The organism is Leptolyngbya sp. CCY15150 (genome assembly GCF_016888135.1).
GTDB lineage: Bacteria > Cyanobacteriota > Cyanobacteriia > RECH01 > RECH01 > RECH01.
The window spans coordinates 39,089-60,327 of sequence record NZ_JACSWB010000280.1; the positions used below are offsets into that span (position 1 = coordinate 39,089).

General features: G+C 51.5%; 16 protein-coding genes and 1 pseudogene. 7 read left to right on the plus strand and 10 right to left on the minus strand.

Features of this window, described 5'->3' with window-relative positions; genetic code table 11:
* The first annotated feature begins 33 nt into the window (after positions 1-33).
* The 3 genes from JUJ53_RS22170 (at position 34) to JUJ53_RS22180 (ending at position 2,914) form a co-directional block, all read left to right on the plus strand.
* Positions 34-399: an STAS domain-containing protein gene (locus JUJ53_RS22170; RefSeq protein ID WP_204154229.1), complete on the plus strand. Its 366-nt coding sequence runs from the start codon at positions 34-36 to the stop codon at positions 397-399.
* A gap of 175 nt (positions 400-574) precedes the next feature.
* The gene (locus JUJ53_RS22175; RefSeq protein WP_204154231.1) at positions 575-1,906 is read left to right on the plus strand and encodes a HAMP domain-containing sensor histidine kinase; all 1,332 of its coding nucleotides are present in this window, start codon (positions 575-577) and stop codon (positions 1,904-1,906) included.
* 822 nt (positions 1,907-2,728) lie between these two features.
* Positions 2,729-2,914, plus strand: a complete 186-nt coding sequence (locus JUJ53_RS22180; protein WP_204154232.1) for a hypothetical protein — start codon at positions 2,729-2,731, stop codon at positions 2,912-2,914.
* 184 nt (positions 2,915-3,098) lie between these two features.
* Here JUJ53_RS22180 and msrA read toward each other — a convergent pair whose 3' ends face one another.
* Both msrA and JUJ53_RS22190 read right to left on the minus strand, forming a co-directional pair.
* Positions 3,099-3,761 carry a peptide-methionine (S)-S-oxide reductase MsrA gene (gene msrA / locus JUJ53_RS22185; protein ID WP_204154233.1) on the minus strand — a complete coding sequence of 221 codons (663 nt, stop codon included), beginning with the start codon at positions 3,759-3,761 and terminating at the stop codon, positions 3,099-3,101.
* A gap of 80 nt (positions 3,762-3,841) precedes the next feature.
* The gene (locus tag JUJ53_RS22190) at positions 3,842-4,393 is read right to left on the minus strand and encodes a site-specific integrase (RefSeq protein ID WP_204154234.1); all 552 of its coding nucleotides are present in this window, start codon (positions 4,391-4,393) and stop codon (positions 3,842-3,844) included.
* Positions 4,394-4,540: 147 nt separating this feature from the next.
* Here JUJ53_RS22190 and nadA point away from each other — a divergent pair, with 147 nt between their 5' ends.
* The gene (gene nadA, locus JUJ53_RS22195; RefSeq protein WP_239125292.1) at positions 4,541-5,518 is read left to right on the plus strand and encodes a quinolinate synthase NadA; all 978 of its coding nucleotides are present in this window, start codon (positions 4,541-4,543) and stop codon (positions 5,516-5,518) included.
* A gap of 210 nt (positions 5,519-5,728) precedes the next feature.
* Here nadA and JUJ53_RS22200 read toward each other — a convergent pair whose 3' ends face one another.
* The 3 genes from JUJ53_RS22200 to pckA all read right to left on the minus strand — a co-directional run bounded on the left by JUJ53_RS22200 (position 5,729) and on the right by pckA (position 9,149).
* Positions 5,729-6,031, minus strand: coding sequence for a hypothetical protein (locus JUJ53_RS22200; protein WP_204154235.1), 303 nt, complete (start codon positions 6,029-6,031; stop codon positions 5,729-5,731).
* Between the two features lie 278 nt (positions 6,032-6,309).
* Positions 6,310-6,579 carry a hypothetical protein gene (locus JUJ53_RS22205; RefSeq protein ID WP_204154236.1) on the minus strand — a complete coding sequence of 90 codons (270 nt, stop codon included), beginning with the start codon at positions 6,577-6,579 and terminating at the stop codon, positions 6,310-6,312.
* An 821-nt stretch (positions 6,580-7,400) separates the two neighbouring features.
* Entirely contained in the window at positions 7,401-9,149 is a 1,749-nt protein-coding gene (gene pckA, locus JUJ53_RS22210; protein WP_204154237.1) for a phosphoenolpyruvate carboxykinase (ATP), read from the minus strand.
* 442 nt (positions 9,150-9,591) lie between these two features.
* Between pckA and JUJ53_RS22215 the strand changes: the two genes are divergently transcribed.
* On the plus strand, positions 9,592-9,765 hold the full coding sequence (locus JUJ53_RS22215; protein WP_204154238.1) for a hypothetical protein: 174 nt from the start codon (positions 9,592-9,594) through the stop codon (positions 9,763-9,765).
* A gap of 904 nt (positions 9,766-10,669) precedes the next feature.
* Here JUJ53_RS22215 and JUJ53_RS22220 read toward each other — a convergent pair.
* Positions 10,670-10,966, minus strand: coding sequence for a hypothetical protein (locus JUJ53_RS22220; RefSeq protein ID WP_204154239.1), 297 nt, complete (start codon positions 10,964-10,966; stop codon positions 10,670-10,672).
* A 958-nt stretch (positions 10,967-11,924) separates the two neighbouring features.
* Between JUJ53_RS22220 and JUJ53_RS22225 the strand changes: the two genes are divergently transcribed.
* Entirely contained in the window at positions 11,925-15,470 is a 3,546-nt protein-coding gene (locus JUJ53_RS22225) for a DUF4347 domain-containing protein (RefSeq protein WP_204154240.1), read from the plus strand.
* Positions 15,471-16,208: 738 nt separating this feature from the next.
* Complete coding sequence (locus JUJ53_RS22230) at positions 16,209-17,750, plus strand: O-antigen ligase domain-containing protein (protein ID WP_204154241.1); 1,542 nt, start codon at positions 16,209-16,211, stop codon at positions 17,748-17,750.
* A gap of 1 nt (position 17,751) precedes the next feature.
* Here the strand turns inward: JUJ53_RS22230 and JUJ53_RS22235 are convergent, their stop codons facing one another.
* The 4 genes and pseudogenes from JUJ53_RS22235 to JUJ53_RS22250 all read right to left on the minus strand — a co-directional run.
* Positions 17,752-18,642 (minus strand): pentapeptide repeat-containing protein, encoded by an 891-nt coding sequence (locus JUJ53_RS22235; protein ID WP_204154242.1) that lies wholly within the window; start codon positions 18,640-18,642, stop codon positions 17,752-17,754.
* Positions 18,643-18,745: 103 nt separating this feature from the next.
* Positions 18,746-19,759, minus strand: a complete 1,014-nt coding sequence (locus JUJ53_RS22240) for a glycosyltransferase family 2 protein (protein ID WP_204154248.1) — start codon at positions 19,757-19,759, stop codon at positions 18,746-18,748.
* A gap of 136 nt (positions 19,760-19,895) precedes the next feature.
* Positions 19,896-20,903, minus strand: coding sequence for an NAD-dependent epimerase (locus JUJ53_RS22245; RefSeq protein WP_204154243.1), 1,008 nt, complete (start codon positions 20,901-20,903; stop codon positions 19,896-19,898).
* Positions 20,904-21,042: 139 nt separating this feature from the next.
* Positions 21,043-21,239 (minus strand): annotated as a pseudogene (locus tag JUJ53_RS22250) (photosystem II q(b) protein); the annotation flags it as partial.

Here is a 21,239-nt window from a genome sequence, read left to right on the forward strand (position 1 = left end):
CTTGCTCAGCCCATTGGTTTTCTAGGTTGCATTATGTTTGTTCCCTATCGGATTTTCCGTCCGACCACGCGCATTCTCAGCTCAACCAGTGCGCCAGATATCCTGCATTGGGTCACCCAGAGTTTAGAATCCAATGTTGCCTGCTTGCTTCTAGATTTGCAGGACGTCATGTTTATGGATAGTAGCGGTCTAGGAGCGTTGGTGATTGCTAGCAAGCGTGTGAAGAAGGTGGGTGGACGGCTGGCGTTATGCTCCCTCAGTGGTCAAGCTCGCATGGCTGTGGAAATGTCGTCCCTTGATACCATCCTGGAAATTTACGATACTCCGCAAGATTTTCTCCAGCTTTTTTCCAGTCAAGATTCCATGCGATCGCCCCATCATGACTCATCCCCGTCCTAGCCCTCATCCAAAAGGGTGAACCACTGGGAGCTAGTGAGATGGGCAGTGATCTCGTACAGTGGAGACTGTAGCTCATAGTTGCTCCAATGTGAATGCAAAAACTCCACAGCATCTTCAGTGGCCTAGGCTGACCTTGATCTCCTTTAAGCCATGGTGCGATCGCTTGATATCTTGGATGCCGTCCTCCTCCTCATTGGACTATCCAAAATGGCAACATCGCTTCATGCTGGAACGATTACGCTTAATGGGCATCCTGGCTATTGTTTTATTGAGCTGTTTAACCACGCTCAATCTGCTTGTGGTGATCCCGGCAGTGACTCTGGAGCAATCGGTGAGCCTCACGCCAGGCCTCTCCTACCGCTGCATTGTAAGCTCCATTGCTCAAGGGCTAGGACTGGTCTTAGGGCTGGTCTTGCTGAAAGACTTTCGTGCCCGGAACTATCCAGGATGGCTCTTTTTATGGCTATCTTGGTCGATTTCCTTTCTGCCCCAGATCCAGGTATTTCTTCGAGGGGAAGTCATCTTCAACCCCATCAGTTGGATGATTGTGTTCACGGCCCAGGCCATTTTGATCCCCGTTCGCTGGCGGCTGCATCTGCTGTCTCAGGCTGTTCTTTTGGGCAGTGTGGCTGGAGCGATGCTCCTTGGCTTTGAAAACGTTCACTTTGCGGCCCGCACCGATCTCACCCCTGCTATGGGCTCTGCGGTATATTCCCTGACTGGATTTCAGCTTTTCTCAGTCTGTCTTATCTCTAATCTAGGTGTGTATCTCTACGAGCGGATGATGCGACAGGAGTTTGAGTTGCGACGGCAAATACGCCTCTTTCTCCATGCCGTATCCCATGACCTCCGCAACCCCGTGTTGGGAACACTGATGGTCTTAAGAAATTTACGCAATCCAGCCGGTGAAACCACGCTGTCTCAGGGCATTCTAGACCGCATGATTGAAAGCGGCGATCGCCAGGTTGAACTGATTGATTCCTTACTCGAAGCCTATACCATCGAAACCCACGGACTACAGCTCCATTGCCAACCGCTCTCGTTGGGAAATTCAGTACAAAAGATTCTCGGTGATCTGTATTCTTCTATACAAGATGCCGAAGCGATCGTGTCCGTGAGAATCCCAGATGCCCTGCCGCTCGTGAACGCCGATCCGACACAACTGCATCGGGTTTATCACAACCTCATCTTACATACCCTGCGCTCCAACGCTCCTGGACTCCATCTGCGGTTGACCGCCCAAGTCATGGGCAAGTATCTCCGCTGCACCGTCCATGACAACGGCCCGGGGCTCTCGACTGAACAATGCGATCAACTGTTCAATTTTTGTACCCGTGGCCCCAACGCCCGCCAAACCCTAGGACTAGGATTGGGGCTGTATATCTGTCAGCAGATCATTGAAGCGCACCATGGAACCATTGGTGTCTCTAGCACCTGCGGCCAAGGAACAACCCTATGGTTTGATCTGCCGATCGCTCTCCCTGACTCCTACCCCCAACACCGCTAAGCATGTGCAGATCCTCCCGCCGGCAGGCTTGGATCACGGATGAGCGGGGTTGAGCTTTTTATACTAGGGGGTTCGGCATTCTACCTTGTTTCTGAGACAAAAAAATATAGCTTTTATGAAGTTGAAAAGGTATAGATGTTGTTTCAGTGAAAATACGCAATCAATCTTATAACAGCTTGAGAAAATAGAGCGCGATCGCTAGAATTAGAGTTAAGTCTTCCAGGACTAGCCAACTTTGTAAGCAAAATCACTGATTTTTTCCCTAGAAGCTGCCAGTATTTGGTTACTCCAGCCATCTAGACCTTAACCCTTACATTGAAATCTGTTGATCAGCGTCGTGCAACAGTATAGGGGCGGTGTCTATCTTCATACCTGTTGGCGTAGGACGAAGAAAGGCCTGGTATCTGTTGTAATCCTATCTATCAAGATGCGATCGCGATCAGTTAACCCCCCTGAGTCATAAGCGTTTCTGCTCTTCAGTCCTTGATGTTATGAAGTTCAGTCGCTATACCTTTCCCAAACCTCTGAGAGGTATTTTCTGGAATTGTGACTCATGACCCTGTGGTTTATACTGAAGCCCCGCTGACACCCATACGCTGACACCATACATTTTTGCGTTGCTGAAGGATAGACCCGAGTTCATCCATACTCAGGTCATGGTTACACTCCAGCGCACGATCAGACATTGAACGTTGGGTTCTTCAAGACCGCCCACAACCTGTCAAATCATTGCGTTGCTTACATCTGGATCATGCCCGAGCAGCGCTCAGCCCGATATTACAGTCTTCCAGTTTACTATTCAGTAGCCCCGTGAGAATTGCCATGGATATGCCAGTAGAGCTTCAATCCAAACTGACAAACCTAACGCCCTATGAGCTAGACGAGCTAGAGGCCTGGTTTGCCCACTTACCTGTCTATGACGAAGAAATCCGTACTCTCATTGCCAGTAACGTGGATGCCCTTGTCCGAGAGCTTAACGGATCTTGGATCTCAGATACTCACTCTTGACTCTTGACGGATAGTGAGGGCAAAACCTTGGATGATCATAGGTTTTTACAAGGACTTCTCTAGTTTCTGCTCAAAATAGCCGCGCGTCATCCGCCAATAAGCTGGGTAATTTAAGCCATATTAACGGCTAGAGCGTAGATGTATTCTATGCCCTAGCCGTTTTGGGACAAGTGGATGCTACGGGTTATGCCCGAGCTTCGATCCCCATGCCAATGGGGCAAGATACATTAGTTCCACCCAAGCCACAGTACCCGTTGGGATTCTTAGCTAAATACTGTTGGTGATACTCTTCTGCGTAATAAAAGGTTGGCGCATCTAGAATTTCAGTGGTGATCGCCCCATAGCCTGCGGCCTGAATGGCGGTTTGATAGACCTGCTTGGATGCGATCGCTGCCTGCTGCTGCTCTGGAGAATAGGTATAGATCCCAGAGCGATATTGCGTGCCCGCATCATTGCCTTGGCGCATACCTTGGGTGGGGTTGTGGCTTTCCCAAAACACCTTCAGCAGGGTTTCGTAGCTGATTTGAGATGGGTCAAAGGCCAGCCAGACGACTTCATTGTGACCGGTGAGACCGCTACAAACTTCTTGGTAGGTGGGATTGGGCGTGATCCCCGCTGCATAGCCCACTGCCGTCACCACCACACCGGGTAGCTGCCAGAATTTGCGTTCTGCGCCCCAAAAACAGCCCAGACCAAACATGGCTTGCTCTAAGCCCTTGAGGTCGGGGTTGAGGGGATTGCCGTTGACAAAATGCTTGGACGGAATGGGCATGGTTTCCGCCCGTCCAGGGAGCGCCTCTTGAGCGGTGGGCAGGCTGAGCTTTTTACCGAATCCGAATAATCCCATGGGGTTTAACACTGGTTTACAAAATACTCTTTCATCCTACAGAATTCCACAGATTTCTGCGGAGGTCGTCCCAGGGGTGCTTAGAACTGGAGGGTGGCGATCGCTCGCTGTCGGTCTTCGGGACGCACTTCTAGGTAGCGCTGGAGAGTGGCGAGGGAGCGATGCCCGGAAATGTCTTGGATATGGCGCAGGGGCACGCCGGCATTGCTCATGGTCGTTAGGGCTGTGCGGCGAAAGCTGTGGGTGCTGATGCCCTGGAGCCCTACCCGCCGGCAGGCTGCCCGCAGAATTTTGTCGGCGCTGAATCGGGTGAGATGGGGCGATCGCCCTGGCATTCCCGGAAACAGGTAGCCGCTGGCCGGAGCGTAGGCCGCCAGCAGTTCCGCGAGAGCTGGATGAATATGGAGCGATCGCGTCTGTAGCTTGCCCTTGGTATGCCGCCGCCGCAGGGTGAGGGTGTCGCCCTGCAGATCATCCACCCGCAGGGTGAGGGCTTCGGAAATTCGGCAGCCCGTATATAGACAAAGGCCAAACAGGGCGCGATCGCGATCGCTGCTCAAGCCATGGGCAAACAAGCGCTGAATTTCGTCCCCGGTCAACACCCTAGCCTGCCCATTCCCCTGTACCTTCACCGCCGCTCCTCCAATTTTGGTAAAAACTACTATAATAGGAAACCTGTCTAGATTGCCATCCCCCGAGCCGACCCGTTGATCATCGTTGATCCATCGTTTCGATCGGGCGGCCGGGATCAATCTCAGGCAGCCGATTCCCTACCTTTGATGGATGGTACTGCTGTGTTTACGACTGCTCGTCCCACGTCAACGTCCGCCCTACCCACCGACCTAGTTGCCGCCATTCAGGCCTTAAAGCAAGAGCTGAACGCGGTGATCCTAGCCCACTATTACCAAGATCCCGACATTCAAGACATTGCTGACTACATCGGCGATTCCTTGGGGTTATCCCGCCAAGCGGCCAGCACCGACGCAGCGGTGATCGTCTTTGCTGGCGTCCATTTCATGGCGGAAACGGCCAAAATTTTGAATCCCCACAAGCTGGTCTTGTTGCCCGACTTAGATGCCGGCTGTTCCTTGGCAGATAGCTGCCCTCCAGCAGACTTTGCCGCCTTCAAAGCCGCTCATCCGGGTCACCTGGTGATTTCCTACATCAACTGCACCGCCGACATCAAGGCCATGAGCGACATCATCTGCACCAGCTCCAACGCCGTGCAGATCGTCAACCAAATCCCTACGGATCAACCGATTATCTTCGCGCCCGACCAAAATCTGGGGCGCTACGTTATGGCAGAAACCGGACGAGACTTGGTGCTATGGCAGGGATCCTGCATGGTGCATGAGAATTTTTCTGAAAAGAAAATGGTGCAGTTGCACATGGAGCATCCGGAGGCGGAAATTTTGGCCCACCCAGAATGTGAGCCCTCAGTATTGCGCCATGCCGACTATATTGGATCGACCACCGCCCTGCTCAACTATTGCCAAAAAAGCGATCGCTCCTCCTTCATCGTGGCCACGGAGCCGGGCATCATTCACCAAATGCAAAAGCAAGCGCCCCACAAGCAGTTTATTCCAGCGCCGCCCATGGGAAGCTGTGCTTGCAACGAATGTCCCCACATGCGGCTGAACACCCTGGAAAAAATCTACTGGGCCATGAAGCGGCGATCGCCCGAGATTACCATGGCTGCCGAGCTACAACAGGCCGCCCTCAAACCCATTCAGCGCATGTTGGACATGAGCCATTAGCCGGGGTGACGAGTCAATCTCGAAGACCCTCACCCCAAACCCCTCTACCAGGTCAGTAGAGGGGCTTTGAAAAACCTGTACCTCTCTTGCTCCCCCCTTGTGGGAAAAGGGGCTGGGGGATGAGGGGAAACAATGGGGCAGCCCATCAGGTCAGCCGTACCCCCTAAAACTCCATTCACCGGCGATCGCGCCCTGCCGATGACCAGAAGGCTAAGGCTTGCCCTTGAGATGGTTCAGAATTTCTTGGTTGTCGGTCTGAATGCCGCGCATAACGGAGCGATCGGCTTCAGCACCCACCGAAAGACGGGCAACAGACTGAGAGAGGCGATCGATGCGATGGGTGAGGCGATCGATCGCGATCGCATTGGTTTCCTGCGTCGCTACCACTCGATCCACCTGCTCTGTGAGTTTATGGATGGCGGCAGCATTGCGCCCGGCGATTTTAGCGACCGCTGCCACTAAACTGCGCACCGAGTCTACATCATCCCCAAACAAATCGATTCCCCCAGCCATTGGCGATCGCCCCCTACATCATCGGTAACACGTTATGTCCACCCATCAAGGTTGGTTCCTAGGCTAGACTAACCTGAGACCCAACGATGCCGCTTGGTCATCTTGCTATAGCGGCGTTGACGCAGTTGGCATCAGGTTAGGCACATCCTACCCCATGCAGCATCTGCCCGCACCTTGGCGTGAACCTCAAGCGTCATCAGCTCCGTCACCCATTGTAGGATCGCGTTGAAATCTTTTGGATGGGAATCGGTCTTAGCTGCCAATCAATCCCTCAGACCTCATACAATAATCTGCTGGAGATAGCGATTGAGAAATTGATGGGCTTCTTCCTGGGATTCAACCCGGTGATTCACCTTAAACATAAAAGGGCTAACGCGGGTTGGCGTGAGGGGAGCAGGCTCCCAAATTGAAACCATCATGCCTTCTTCAGACTGGGTAATGGCATATTCTAGACCAGCAGGAATGGCGTGATCATCAATACCGGCTGAGACTAGAACTCTATCAACCCAATCCATATCAGATGTAGCGGGTCTGGATAACGCATGCATACAACTAAAGTCTCCGGGTGCATAGGGGCATGGTAGAAAACGTGAGCATGATACCTACCAAGGCATCATCAAGGCTTGCAACAACTGCTTCAAACAACACTCCCTACGCCATGATATGGCTCGGATCAGGCTGTTGGGGTTTGCTTGGACAGCCAAGGCTGATGAACCCATCAACCTTAGGGTCATACTCGACAAGCGACAACAAGTTTCTTGAGATATCTTCAGCAGCATCAGGGTTGAATTCGGTCGATCAGACACATGTTTCGATCGCGATCGCCCTTTGATGCTGGGCTAAATAACTTAAAAAACTTACTTAAAGGTCATGGGCTAATCATTAGCAACTCACATCTATGACATCTCAAGACTGATTGGGAGAGTCTACCCATCATCAGAAGATGTAAGCCAGTATTAAGTTCCTAGACCTATTCCTAGACCTATGAGTGGTTATCGAGTCGTTATCAGTTGCTCTTGCATGACAGCTATGGGTTTGAGGCTCGACCTCATCGCACATAGCCTACACACTACCTTTCAATGCACCCTATGGAAGTTAGAGACGAAAATGATGGGACGCACCCATCGCTTAATTACAATAGCCTGAGTCGAACCATTTAATCTACCTGCGTGTAGTTTAGCCCTCAGCCCGCATTCTGTGTCCCGTTGATTTACCGTTAAACGATGAAGAAATTATGAACTTTAAGTAAACGACTCATAAATCTAGCGGGAACAAACGAGATATCGTTGCACATTAAAGCTTGCGCCTTGGCTCAATTACATCGCCAACTCTAGAAAAACCAAGCGTTTTGAGCATTGGCGGCTCAAGGTCAAGAGAATGCTTCCAGGGTGGGACCCGCGTCAATCAGCTCTGGGCTTGTGCCATGAATTGCTGCAAAGTTGTCGATAAATCGGCGGGCTAACAGGCAAGCTTGCTGATCGTAGGCCTGAGCATCTGCCCAAGTCTTCCGGGGATCGAGAAGGGCAAGGGGAACGCCGGGCACCCTATCTGGCACAAAGATTTTGAAGATGGGATGGGCATGGTAGGTGACTCGGTTCAAGGTACCATTGAGAGCCGCACTGACCATGGCACGGGTATGGCGAATGGCGATGCGTTGCCCTACGCCATAGGGGCCGCCAAACCAGCCGGTATTCACTAAAAATACGGTGGCCGTGAAGTGATGTTTACGCAGGCGATCGCCCAACATTTCAGCATAAAGTGCCGCCGCGAGGGGTAAGAAGGGTTTGCCAAAACAGGCGGAGAAAGTGGCTTGGGGTTCCGTCATACCCTGTTCTGTACTCGATAGCTTACTCGTATATCCCGACAAAAAATGATACATAGCCTGGGCGCTGGTGAGCTTGGCGATCGGGGGCAAGACGCCAAAGGCATCCGCCGTTAAAAAGATCACCGTATTGGGATGGTTTCCCAAACCCGATCGTTCGCTATTGGAAATATAGTCAATGGGGTAAGCAACCCGAGTGTTTTCGGTGAGGGAATGGTCGTCGTAATCAGGAGAGCGATCGCTGGCCCGCAGGATCACATTTTCCAACAAGGCTCCTGAGCGAACCGCTTGCCAGATTTGAGGTTCATGCTCTTTCGACAGGCTATTTGTTTTGGCATAGCATCCTCCTTCAAAGTTAAAGATGCCGTCTTCCGACCATCCATGTTCATCATCACCAATCAAAAACCGCTCTGGATCGGAGGCAAGGGTGGTTTTTCCGGTTCCCGATAGTCCAAAAAAGAGGGCGGTATGACCTTGAGCATCGCGATTGGCTGCGCAATGCATGGGCAAGACTCCTCGCTTTGTCATGACGTAATTCATGAGAGAAAAGACCGATTTTTTGATCTCTCCCGCATAGCGAGATCCGCCGATAATCACCAGCCGTTTTGAGAAGTCAATCACAATAAAGGCTTCACTATGAATGCCGTCATGGTCTGGATCGCCCTTCAATCCAGGAACAGCAATCACGGTAAAATCTGCATGATGATTTGCTAATTCTGATGGTGAAGGACGAATAAAGAGTTGATGGGAAAAAAGGCTTTCTGATGCCAGTTCAGTAATGACTCGCAAACCCATTCGGTAGGTTGAATCTGCCCCTACAAAGCCATCAAAAATATAGAGATCTCGCCCTTGAACATAGGAGAGGATGCGCTGATAGAGGTGTTGAAACTTGAGTTCTGAAATAGGAACATTAGATTCATCCCAATGAATCTCCGCATGATGATCTGGATCATCAACGACAAACTTATCCTGGGGCGATCGCCCCATATGGCTACCTGTTTTAACGCAGAGAGCACCATTGTCTGCTAGGATGCCTTCTCCACGAATGAGAGCATGTTCAATGAGTTGAGGAACCGGCAAATTTCGATAGACATTACCCAGGTTTTTCATGCCTAGCTCAGCCAAGCCATAACAATTGGATGGAGTAGGTTGATAAGCACTCCAGGGCTGACGTCCAGCACCATGGTGAGGCTGGTGCCGCGGTTCAGACAGGCTAGAAGCTGTTAACGTCTGCTTATAGAATGGAGAAATCTCTTGCGTTGATCTAGCACCTGGATCATGGATTCTATAGTTCATTGCTCTCTCCTAAAATGTAGCGATGGTGACGCATACCAGGCCATCAGGCATGTAAACAATCTTCTACAAAACGTATAAAAAATTACTAGATACCCAACATTCAGATTCTATTTCAGGGGCGATCGCTCTTCAAACTAGAGAGGTTCATCTAGGAATCTCTATGCTATGTAAACCACTAAAATAGTACTTAATTTCTATTGTGATGTGAATAACAATTTCAAGGAAAAAATATTAAGACAATTCTGTTATGCACAAAAATTTCGTAATGAATCTACGTCATTTTTCTCGCAATTCTTTATAAGAAAACAGAAATTTTTATCTAGGTTCAACTAATGCAATATATTGCATCCCCAAGCGCCAGCCCAGGGACATACATCAGAGCCATGAATTAACCCACACTCTAGATTTCGCCTAGCCCTAGACCCTATTCCACGTCTAGTTCATGGTCACAATCTCCATGTCGCAGCCAATCCGCCAGATGGATGCCCTACCTCTAGGTCTAGCCCCTGATGGAGTTGGCGGATCAAGCGTGAGCAGCTTTACAATTCATCCATCAGAAACTCATCGAGTCTTGACAAATCTCCTACGGGTTTCGGCGATCGCTCTAGAAATTTAAACTATATGCAACTAACTCCGCAGCACCCTGTTATCCCAGGCAGGGTGCTTTTTATATCACTTCTTGTGGGCTCTAGGGCTTGCAGCATCTCGATTAAACTCTAGCCAGGATTTAATCGGAAATTTGTTAAGATTGAGACACCTTGACTGCCCGTCATGTCCGTGGGTGCTTTCTTCTCCCGGTTAGAAAAACTGGGTTCTCAGTCCAGACCTGAGGCTTAGCCAGAGAAGGGGCACTGCCTTGAGATCCGCCAAATGTTCATAAAAAAAACCCCTGGCAATTGCCAAGGGGCGATTTTTACCTTGCTGTTCTTCAGTTAACTTAAACGATCTTGCTGTTGTTTAACCTCACTCGATCGGGCGATTTTTTAGCGATCGCTGTCCATCCTCAGAATGAGTGGCCGTTGGGCACCACCTCCCGTTGCGCATGACAAACTCACACCCCATCTAGGGGCTTGGTAGCCCCGTCGCTTCAGCCTGGAGAGATCTCCATGGGTTGCGTGAGCCATGGCAGTTCCACAAAATGAAACTTTCGTGGAATAGAGGCAGGGCGATCGGCAATGCGGGGCTGAATCGCAAGCGGATGTGCGCTAACGAACCGTGAGCGGCTCGCTTACCCTTCATTCACGATCAAGGTTGGGCGAGTGTCTTGCTCCCATGCCGGTTAGCGCCATTCAGCAACGCCATCTGCAGATCTAGGCCAGGAGAGAGCCCGGCGATCGCGTGAACCATCTATCCCCCAACACCTCGGCTGATCTAAGACGTCTGGGCCTAGCAAGAAAGAGACAGCTCGTACTCTAAGGCAGAGGTAACTCGCCTATTGACCAAGGCAGAAACCCTTGTGTATCAAGTCCTTTTCGTTGTTTTGTCTTCGTTGTTCTGTCTTGCAATCCTAGGGCGATCGCTTAGTCCACCATCAGCAACTTGGGTCGCCACAGCTCTGCCCGACAAATATAGCGGCAATGTTGCTTGAGCAGCGCCAGTTGATATGGCGAAGGGACTTGGCGCAGCACATCATAAGCAGCAATGATTTCGGCAATTTGCTGGGCATTTTGCAGCGGTACACCCACCTCAATCAGTCGCCGCCAGTAGACGGGCATCAGTTGCCGCATTTTGAGCGATCGCTGCTGACCCTTAACACGCTTGGTGACGGTATATTGAACCATCGCACGGGCAAGTCGTTGTGCTTCGGCCTTGGACATGCCCAGGGCCAAAAAACGCCGGACATACCGTCTCATTGACGGATGAGATTGAAGTGAAACCCTTTTAGAGGCTGGGGAGGAGACGAACATAGGCAAGGTCATCATAGAAACCCTCAGTCATTGAAATACCTGCTGCAGAGATAGCAATCGATTCACAACACAGACTGCGATCGCTATGGCTTGATTCACACTCTTTAGTATCCGGTACTGCTCCAGATTATTCTGTGATAAGAGCCTAATCATCCTCGTGATAGTGGATAGAGACTATCGTGATAAATGCAGATACCTCCCTGTGATGCACGTTGATGCGCGATGTGACTGGCATCACCTCACCCGGAAAGCGATCGCAGGCAAACGGTTTATCTCAGGAATAATACTGATGCGTAGAATTACTATTTTTACAGAGAAAATACTGGCGAGCGATCGCTTTGCCCGTCACGCTTGACACACACCGATACATTTTCCCAAAATACCCACTACACTCTCTTGGAGTTCATGCAATGCTCCCCTACAATGGGCTTGTTTAAAGGAACATGCCCATGTTTTCACCCAGTTAATGATGTCTCGATGAAGATTGGAAAAATTAATGTTATACCCGTATCAGTATTGCTACAGTTGAAGTTGATTTTTTTCATCTCAGTCGGATTTGAGACGGTCACACCACACCATCAATGCTCTACCCCAGACCATCAACGCTACAGCAAGCATTTGACAAAAACTCGATTATCTTATCCATAAATAACCTGAGTTTTTATCGATATCGTGGTTGTAGCAGCTATCGTTAGTCTGCGTCTATACACCCTGAAATTCGTCCCCTTTCAATGTAGATCTTGTCCATGCATCCATATCTAGCTGTTCATCCATCCAAAAAACATAGCCGTGGATTGCTAACAAGACCTCCCATTGCATCAGGTGAGACGAACTCGTTCCTAAAATGCAATCGAGGATCTTAGCAGTCATGCAAAAACCTAGGGGTTCATCCAAAGCTGATCAACTGAAAGACACGGTGCAGTTATCCCCAGCATCTACAACCCTCCCAACCCATCTTGTTTTCGTTGATTCGAGAGTTGAAAACTATACCGATCTACTCTCCGAACTACCCACCCATGGCGTTGCTATTCTTCTCAACCCAACCCAAGACGCGATCGCCCTCATTAGCCAAACTCTCAACCTGTACAGCGATGTCCGCAGTATCCATCTCGTCGCCCATGGATCACCAGGATCGTTAGCCCTAGGACGAGTTCCTCTCGATCAGGACACCCTGCAGAGCCAAAGCGATCGCCTTCGGGAATGGCAACGTTCTTTGGCATCAGACTCTGAAATCCTCATCTATGGCTGTGAGGTTGGGGCTGGCCGTCGGGGACAGGCGTTTGTGCAAACGCTGCATGAGCTGACAGGAGCAACGATTGCGGCTTCCTCCACGCCCGTTGGTCATCGCGATCGCGGCGGCAATTGGGAGCTTGATGTCACCACGGCTCCCCTCCGCAGCGAATTGGCTTTCTCGGCTCAGGTGCGCGATCGCTACCCCGCTGTTCTCTCCGTTCTCTTTCAAGACAGCTTTACCCTAGACACGGTTCAAGGCCCCTGGATCTATGGCACGGGCCCCGGAACCACCACGCCTAATCCAGCCCTAACCGCTCGTACAGGCACCACCGGTGCTCTGCCAGGTTTAGCCGGCGGCCCCATTGATGCCGTCGGTGATGGTGCCCTGCGACTCACCGCTGCTGCTCAAAACCAAGCTGCCTTTGTCATCTACAACAACCCGATCAGCAGCAGTGATGGCTTAGACATTACCTTTGATTTTTACATGTACGGAGGCAACGGTGCCGATGGCATCAACTTCTTCCTCATCGATGGAAATGTTACTCCCGATAGCGCCGGGGCCTTTGGAGGTTCCCTTGGCTATGCTCAACGAGATTCTGGAGGTCAGGTCGATGGCATTGAAGGGGGGTATCTCGGCATTGGATTTGACGCCTTTGGAAACTACTCATCCGCTACAGAAGGACGAGTAGGTGGGCCAGGACTAACCCCGGACTCTGTGGCAATTCGTGGGCCAGGAGCGGGTCTGAATGGCTACGCATACCTGCGTGGAACAACTGCAATTCCTGGTGGCTTAGATGTGCCAGGTGCTGGGGTTACTCGTGGCGATGCCCAGAAAACGGCCCGTGTTTTGTTAGAAGATAACGGCGATCTCACCGTATTTCTCGATCTCAATGATGATGGGGACTTTAATGATCCTGGCGAAGATATTATCCCCACCTTCAACGTTGTAACAGAAACGGGTGCAGCCATTCCAGATACCTTTAAGTTTGGGTTTGCGGCATCCACAGGTGGTTCAAATAATATCCACGAAATCCGTAATCTCACTATTAGTACGGCCAACGATCCTCCCACAGGCCCACAAGCCGATCTGGTGGTTCGTAAAACTGGGCCGAGTGACGTGCTGCCAGGGGATGAATTCACCTACACCATCACAGTGACGAACAGCGGGCCCAACAATGCGACTAATGTGTCCCTGCAGGATTTACTGCCCGATGATCTAACCTTTGTGAGTGCATCCAATGGAGGCACCTATGATGCGGTCACCAATACCATCAACTGGACTCCCACCAATCTCAATAATGGTAACCAGGTAACCTATTCCGTTACAGTTCAAGCACCAGCCACAGCCGGGGTAACCCTCGAAAATACCGCGTTTGTCACGGGCACCCAAGTGGATCCCAATCTCAACAACAACCGCCGCGTTTTAGCGACCAATGTTGTAAATGAGTTGCCCGAGGATGAGTTAGCCAATCTTAGACTCACCACGATTGGGCCAAGTCGGGTGCGTGGCGGGGATACCATCACCTACCGCATCCGGGTGGGGAATGCTGGCCCTGATACCGCCATCAATTTGGTGACGCGCAGTAGCCTTCCGGAGGGCCTGATCTTTGATAGTGCGCCTCGGGGAACCTACGATGCGGCAACCGGTATTGTGCAATGGAACCTCAACCGTCTAGCCAGCGGCGCAAGTCGAGTCTTTGAGGTGACTGCGATCGCCCCCAATCGTAACCTTACCGTGCGGAACGCAGCCACCGTACGTTCGGCGACTGAGGATCCTAATCTTGTCAATAACCGCGATGTCGTTAGCACCCGCATTGTCCGATTGGATAACCCTGAGCCTCCAGAGGATGACTTAGCCAATCTCAGACTCAGCATCATTGGCCCCGATCGGGTACAAGGCGGTGAAACCGTCACCTATCGCGTCCGTGTGCGCAATGCTGGCCCCGATACCGCCACTAATGTAGTGACGCGCAGCCGCCTTCCGGAGGGCCTGATCTTTGATAGTGCGCCCCAGGGATTCTACAGTACGACAACCGGCATTGTGCAATGGAACCTCAACCGTCTAGCCAGCGGTGCAGTCCGAGTCTTTGAGGTGAATGCGATCGCTCCCAATCGCGACCTCACAGTACGGAACAGCGCGGCGGTGCGTTCGGCGACTGAGGATCCTAATCTTGTTAATAACCGCGATGTGGCTGGCACCCGCATTGTCCAGTTGGTGCCTGAGCCACCTTGTGAAGATTGCTGCGAAGATGGTGTCACCCTCATTGGCACCAATGCTAATAATGAGCTGGTTGGCACCCGAGACAATGACCGTCTAGAGGGTCGCGGCGGGGATGATAATCTCCGGGGTCTAGCCTGCGATGATCTGCTGATCGGCGGAGCTGGGGACGATCGCCTCTTTGGCGGCACAGGTGATGATCAGCTCTATGGCGGTAATAACAATGACATTGCCTATGGTGGTCTTGGGGATGACATTATCTACGGTAATTTTGGCGACGACATCCTCTATGGCAGAACAGGTGATGACACCATCTACGGTGGTAATGGCACTGACATTATCTACGGTGGCCCTGGCGATGATCGTCTCTTTGGTGACGCTGGTAATGATGTCATCTATGGCACGTCGGGCAATAATTTTATCCTCGGTGGCATTGGTGAAGATCGCCTCTTTGGCGGAAATGAGGACGATCGCATCTTCGGCGGAGAAGACAACGATATCCTGCGCGGAGGTGCCGGTAATGACGTTCTCAATGGCAATGCCGGCAATGATCAACTCTTTAGCGGCGATGGAAACAACGAACTCTACGGTGGCATAGGAGATGACATTCTCCACAGTGGCCCGGGTGCCAATATCCTAGTCGGCGGTGGTGGCTTTAATACCTTTGTGTTTAAGGACACCAATGGCAGACGGGACTCCATTCTGGACTTTAGTGTGGAGAGAGATTTGATTGACCTCAGTCGAATTTTTGCAGATCCTCGATACAACAATCAGTTCTCCGGGTTCGACATCTTCGATCGCTATGTTGCTGTCCGACAACTCGGAAGCGATACTGCGATCCGAGTTGATACAGAAGGAGATCTGGGATTTGGCTTCAACGAGGGTGCCGTTCAGGCCATTGTTATACTCAAAGGCATTGATGCTACTCAAGTAACCCGAGATAACTTTATCCTCGCTGCCTAGGTCATCCCATGGTTGGGTCGTGCTCAAGATTGACCATGATTCTGTCCTCAATGTCTTCCTTAAACAAGACATTGAGCTTCCAGATCATGACATTTTGGGCACGGCATCTTGAGCACGACAGCCCAAACGATCTCGTTGCCTCATATGCCCTCTGGTGAAGGAGAAAGCCCCAATTCTCCCTTCATCGGGGGCATCCCAGAAAGAGTGATGGGATACATTTTATTTGTCAAAACATGATCATTTCAAACCTTTTCCTATCCAAAGCGATCGCTTTTAGGCGGGTCATTTCAAATAACTAATAGCCAACCTTATACGTGCCATAGACGAAACTACAGGAATATCTAAAGAAAATCCAAAATGGCTCTATTTGTATTCAATGCTGCAATCGTATCTAAATTGCTACGTTAGTCTAATGTTGACTTGGAATTCTGAACCGATCGGGGGCTATCTTAGCCCCTTTTATTATGGGCGATCGCGCTCTGCAGAAAACCAGCAGCCCAAGCTCCTCGTCACACTGGCATCCTGTTGGGTCATCTATTGGATCACCTATTGGATCTACATCACAAGGCAGCGATCGCCCCCCCCCATGACACCTATTACCCTCAGTTCCGTCACATATACCCATGCGGATCTAACATTCATCGTTCACAATGGGGTGAGATCCTGTGCTTGCTGTAGATACCTGCTAGAGATGCGTTATGTTGACCTCAGTTCAAACTGTGCCTTATGAACTTTGAGATGAGCTACAACGGAGGAGGCTACGTAGCGCCTACCGTTCCTTTAGTCATGTTGCTGTGGTTTCCGCTGGTGCTGTATCTCTTCATGCAGCTTCCCGGACAGCGCGCCATTGTGCTCAGTTTTGTCTTAGCCTGGCTCTTTTTACCAGAAGCAACCTTAGTCTTACCAGGCATTCCAGACTATACAAAAATGTCGGCGACATGCTACGGCATTTTTCTGGCAACCCTGCTTTTCAATGCTCAAAAGCTACAGTTCTTTAAACTGAGTTGGATCGATATTCCCATCTTGCTCTACTGTATCGCGCCCTTTTTCTCGTCTATGTCAAACGGGCTAGGTCTCTATGACGGCATTACAGGATCTATTGAGCAAACCGTTACCTGGGGCTTTCCCTATTTTCTAGGACGGATCTATCTCAACACCCTCAAAGGGATGCGGATGTTGGCGATCGCTGTTTTCATTGGTGGACTAGCCTACATTCCCCTCTGTCTCTTTGAAGTGCGGTTTAGCCCCCAGCTCCATGCCATCATTTACGGCTCCCACGCCTTTGCCGACTTTGCCCAAGCCATGCGGATGGATGGCTTCCGGCCTACGGTGCTGATGCGCCACGGTCTGGCCGTAGGTGGGTGGATGATGGCCGCAACCTTGACGGGCATTGGGCTTTGGAAAACAGGAGCCCTCACCAAGGTTCGCGGGATTCCCATGAAGATCCTGGTTCCGGTCATGCTGGTGGGGTTCACCTTGCTAAAGTCCACCGGCGCTTACATGCTCCTAGTCATCGGGCTAGGCATTATGGCAGCGGCTTGGTATTTCCGAACCGCCATCCTCGCGCTAGCCCTCATTGTTTCCCTGTCGGTTTACCTCTACCAAAATGCCCTCACCGAAACCTACATAACGGATCAAATTATCACTTCCCTAGAATCCTTTGTGCCAGAAGAGCGCATCGCATCACTAGAATTTCGATTTAATAACGAAGAATTATTGGCAGACAAAGCTCGACAGCGCAAAATCTTTGGCTGGGGCGGATGGGGGCGCAACCGCATTATAGATGAGGATGGCAACGATGTTGCTGTCACCGATAGCCTATGGATTATTGTATTTGGGGTGAATGGGCTCTTTGGGCTAACAGCAATTTTTGGATCCTTTTTCCTATCAGTATTTGCCTTTATTCGCCGCTATCCCGCCAAGCTATGGTCCCATCCCCAAGTGGCCCCTGCAGCCCTTATGGCCACAGTGCTCTTGCTGTATATGATGGACAGCGTCTTAAACGCCATGTCTAATCCCGTGTTCTCGGTGATGTGTGGTGGCATTGCGGGGGTAGCGGTCAACCAAGCTCAAACTCGGCTGGCTCCCGTATCCCGAAAAGGGGAGCTGTTGCCGATTCGCCCACCCCAACCCGCTACACCTGCCCCAGCACCGGACTCGCCCACAGCAGCAGCCCCGCCAACATCCGAGCAGGAGGGCGACCTAGAGCCGCGAACCAAGACCGGCATTGGTGGAGGGCGATCGCTTCGGCAGCGGCGATCGCTGGGCTCTGGCATTTAGCCTAGGAGGGCGACTCCGATAGAGAACCATCCGGTAGCGTAGCCTGACTAAAATCAGCCCCCTCAGCAGACATGTCGGTGACAACCGCATCCGTGAGGTTAGCACCGCTGAGGTTGGCCTCATCTAAAATCGCCTGGGTCAAGATGGCTTCACTCAAGTTGGCACCGCTGAGATTGGCAGCCGTTAAGTCAGCTTGACTGAGATTAGCCTGGGTGAGCTTGGCACCCAAAAGCGTAGCTGTACTCAGATTGGCACCGGTGAAATTCGTGGCGCTGAGATCCGCTCGGTTGAGGCGTGCCCCGATCAGAACCGCGTTCACCAAAATGCTTTGGCTGAGATTAGCCCCAATCAATCGCGTATCTCGCAGAGCTGCCCCGGTCAAATCCGTTTGGCTCAAATCCACCCGGCTCATTTCTGTTCGGCTGAGGTCGGCTCCCACCATACTGGCTTGGCTGAGATTAGCCCGGCTGAGGTCGGCTCCCACCAGGCTAGTTTTCGTCAAAATCGCGCTGGAAAGGTTGACGCCGGTTAAATCGGCCCGGTTGACCTTAGCCCGGCTGAGGTCAGCTTGACTCAGATCCGCACCACTTAAATAGGCCCCAAGCAGGTTTGTATCTGTGAGGTTAGCTTCTGTCAAATTCGCCTCATTGAAATCAACGCCGCTGAGGTCAGCCCGAGAAAGGTTGACGCAGTGCAAATTGGTGTAGCCCAGATCGGCACCTAACAAGCTGGTTTGACTTAGATCAACATGGCTGAGGTTGGCGTGCTTTAAGTTGATTTTGTTGAGATTAATCCCACTCAGGTCAGGAGCAACGTCAGGATTTTCGTCGCGCCACTGGTTCCAAGCACTAACGCCTTTGTTGATCAGAGTGAGATGGTTTTCATTCGCCATATCGAAACTCTCCTGAGGGGTGCTGCTGGATTATTGCCCATTGTCGGCCCAAATGTACCCTGTTCACAAGACCAGCCGCTAGCTTGGAACCATGCTGCCTTGCCTAGTCAACCACTTCCCGCACGCGATAGATAGGTCGCCCCTGGGATTCGTGATAGGTACGGATCAGCAATTCGGCCAGTAATCCAAAACAAAAGAGCTGAATACCAGCCAGAATTAGCACCACTGCCAGAATTAACAGGGGGCGATCGCCAATCGATTGTCCCAAGAGCTTCAAGACCGTTAGATAGAGCCCTAGAACGGTGCCCAAGGTCAACGACATGCCGCCCCAGAAGCCAAAGACATGCATGGGTCGCGTCAAGAAGGTCTTCATAAACGAGACGGTCATTAAATCCATCACCACGCGGAAGGTGCGATCAAGACCATACTTACTTTGTCCATACTGGCGGGCATGGTGCCGCACCGGAATTTCAGCAATCCGCCCCCCTTCAATGGCCGCCAAGGCCGGCAAAAATCGGTGGAGCTCACCGTAGAGGTTCATATCGGCGATCAGTTCAGCACTGTAGGCCTTCAGAGAGCAGCCATAGTCATGGAGCTCGACCCCGGTGACCCAACTAATCAGCCCATTGGCGATTCGGGAAGGCAAGAGCCGCGTCAGTTTGGCATCTTGGCGATCTTTCCGCCAGCCGCTCACCAGGTCATAGCCCTCATCAAGCTTGGCAACCAGCGTCAAAATATCGCGGGGGTCGTTTTGCAAATCCCCATCCATGGTGACAATCACCCGGCCGGAGGCATGGTTAAAACCCGCGGCCATGGCCGCGGTTTGCCCATAGTTGCGCCGCAAAATCACGGCTTTGAGGTCTGGGCGCTGGGGGGCTTGCTGCTGCAACCATTCGACCGACCCATCCCGCGATCCATCATCCACACAAATGATTTCGTAGGACACCTGCTGCTCTTGCAGCACCGAGGCGATCGCTTCTACCAAGTGAGGCAGGCTTTCCACTTCGTTGTGAATGGGAACCACCACAGACACCAGCGGCGTCAGGGCTGAGGGTTCTTGATAGGTTTTTTCCAGCACCAAGGCTGGAGCCGGAGAGTGTTGCCCTGATGACTGCATATCTGCTGTAGACACGTTACCTCACACCCCTATGGATGGTTTTAGTTTGATTTCTAGTTTGATATAGATGGCTCTAGTTTGATCTGACACAATCGACCCAGCGCTCAAGTCAGCAGGGGCGATCGCGTCACATGTTTTACACATTGTAATAGTCGCGATACCACTCCACAAACCGAGGCAGGCCCTCTTCAATGGGTGTGCTGGCTTGAAACCCCACCGCCTCAACCAGCGATCGCACATCCGCATAGGTTTCCGGCACATCCCCCGGCTGCATGGGCAAAAATTCCTTCACGGCAGCCCGGCCGATTGCCCCCTCCAGCACCTCAATAAACCGCATCAACTCAACGGGCTTGTGGTTGCCAATATTGTGAATCACGTAGGGAGCTGGCGTACCCTGATGAGCATCTGGACGATCGTTGGGGGCAGCAGGCTGCGGCAGATGATCCATGACGCGGGCGATACCCAGCACCACATCATCAATGTAGGTGAAGTCGCGGCGCATTTTGCCATGGTTAAACACCTTGATCGGCGTGCCCTCTAGGATGGCTTTGGTGAACAGGAAGTAGGCCATGTCGGGTCGTCCCCAACTGCCATAGACCGTAAAAAACCGTAGGCCGGTGGTGGGCAAAGCGTAGAGATGACTGTAGGTATGGGCAATCAGCTCATTGGCCTTTTTGGTCGCCGCATAGAGACTGATGGGATGGTCTACATTATCGTCAACCGAAAAGGGAATTTTCCGGTTGGCACCATAGACGGAGCTCGACGAAGCATAGACCAAATGCTGCACATCAAAATGCCGGCAGCATTCTAGAAGATTCACAAACCCCACCAAGTTGGCATCGACATAAGCATGGGGATTTTGAATGGAGTAGCGCACCCCTGCTTGGGCAGCCAGGTTGATCACCTTCTCAGGACGGTAGGTCTCAAACACTTGGGTCAGGGCATCGCGATCGCCTAGATCCACCTGCTTAAAGGTAAACAGAGGGCGATCGCGCAACTGGGTGAGGCGATCGCGCTTGAGCTGCGGATCATAGTAGTCGTTCACGTTGTCTAAGCCCACGACCGTCAAACCCTGATCGGTCAAATAGTGGCTGAGATGGAAGCCAATAAACCCAGCCGCCCCCGTCACCAAAACATTACCCAAGCTTTTACCTCTGTCTTAATCTCCAACAGATACCATACACCAACCCCTAGAAGCGATCGCCCTAGACCTCTATATCCATGCAAAAAGCGCCCCCGAGGGGGCGCTTTTCATCAAGCTATCAGACTAGCTCTGCGATAAATTAACCGATTTCAGGTGCATCCACAGCAGCCAAGTCTAGTGGGAAGTTGTGAGCATTACGCTCGTGCATCACTTCCATACCTAGGTTGGCGCGGTTCAACACATCCGCCCAAGTTCCGATGACGCGACCCTGAGAGTCAATCACGGACTGGTTGAAGTTGAAACCGTTCAGGTTGAACGCCATGGTGCTAATACCCA

Coding starts and splice junctions, on each gene's coding strand:
- JUJ53_RS22170 (WP_204154229.1), top strand. CDS start 34: ATGTTTGTTCCCTATCGGATTTTCCGTCCGACCACGCGCATTCTCAGC.
- JUJ53_RS22175 (WP_204154231.1), top strand. CDS start 575: ATGCCGTCCTCCTCCTCATTGGACTATCCAAAATGGCAACATCGCTTC.
- JUJ53_RS22180 (WP_204154232.1), top strand. CDS start 2,729: ATGGATATGCCAGTAGAGCTTCAATCCAAACTGACAAACCTAACGCCC.
- msrA (WP_204154233.1), bottom strand. CDS start 3,761: ATGGGATTATTCGGATTCGGTAAAAAGCTCAGCCTGCCCACCGCTCAA.
- nadA (WP_239125292.1), top strand. CDS start 4,541: ATGGATGGTACTGCTGTGTTTACGACTGCTCGTCCCACGTCAACGTCC.
- JUJ53_RS22200 (WP_204154235.1), bottom strand. CDS start 6,031: ATGGCTGGGGGAATCGATTTGTTTGGGGATGATGTAGACTCGGTGCGC.
- JUJ53_RS22205 (WP_204154236.1), bottom strand. CDS start 6,579: ATGCATGCGTTATCCAGACCCGCTACATCTGATATGGATTGGGTTGAT.
- pckA (WP_204154237.1), bottom strand. CDS start 9,149: ATGAACTATAGAATCCATGATCCAGGTGCTAGATCAACGCAAGAGATT.
- JUJ53_RS22215 (WP_204154238.1), top strand. CDS start 9,592: ATGGTCACAATCTCCATGTCGCAGCCAATCCGCCAGATGGATGCCCTA.
- JUJ53_RS22220 (WP_204154239.1), bottom strand. CDS start 10,966: ATGTCCAAGGCCGAAGCACAACGACTTGCCCGTGCGATGGTTCAATAT.
- JUJ53_RS22225 (WP_204154240.1), top strand. CDS start 11,925: ATGCAAAAACCTAGGGGTTCATCCAAAGCTGATCAACTGAAAGACACG.
- JUJ53_RS22230 (WP_204154241.1), top strand. CDS start 16,209: ATGAGCTACAACGGAGGAGGCTACGTAGCGCCTACCGTTCCTTTAGTC.
- JUJ53_RS22235 (WP_204154242.1), bottom strand. CDS start 18,642: ATGGCGAATGAAAACCATCTCACTCTGATCAACAAAGGCGTTAGTGCT.
- JUJ53_RS22240 (WP_204154248.1), bottom strand. CDS start 19,759: ATGCAGTCATCAGGGCAACACTCTCCGGCTCCAGCCTTGGTGCTGGAA.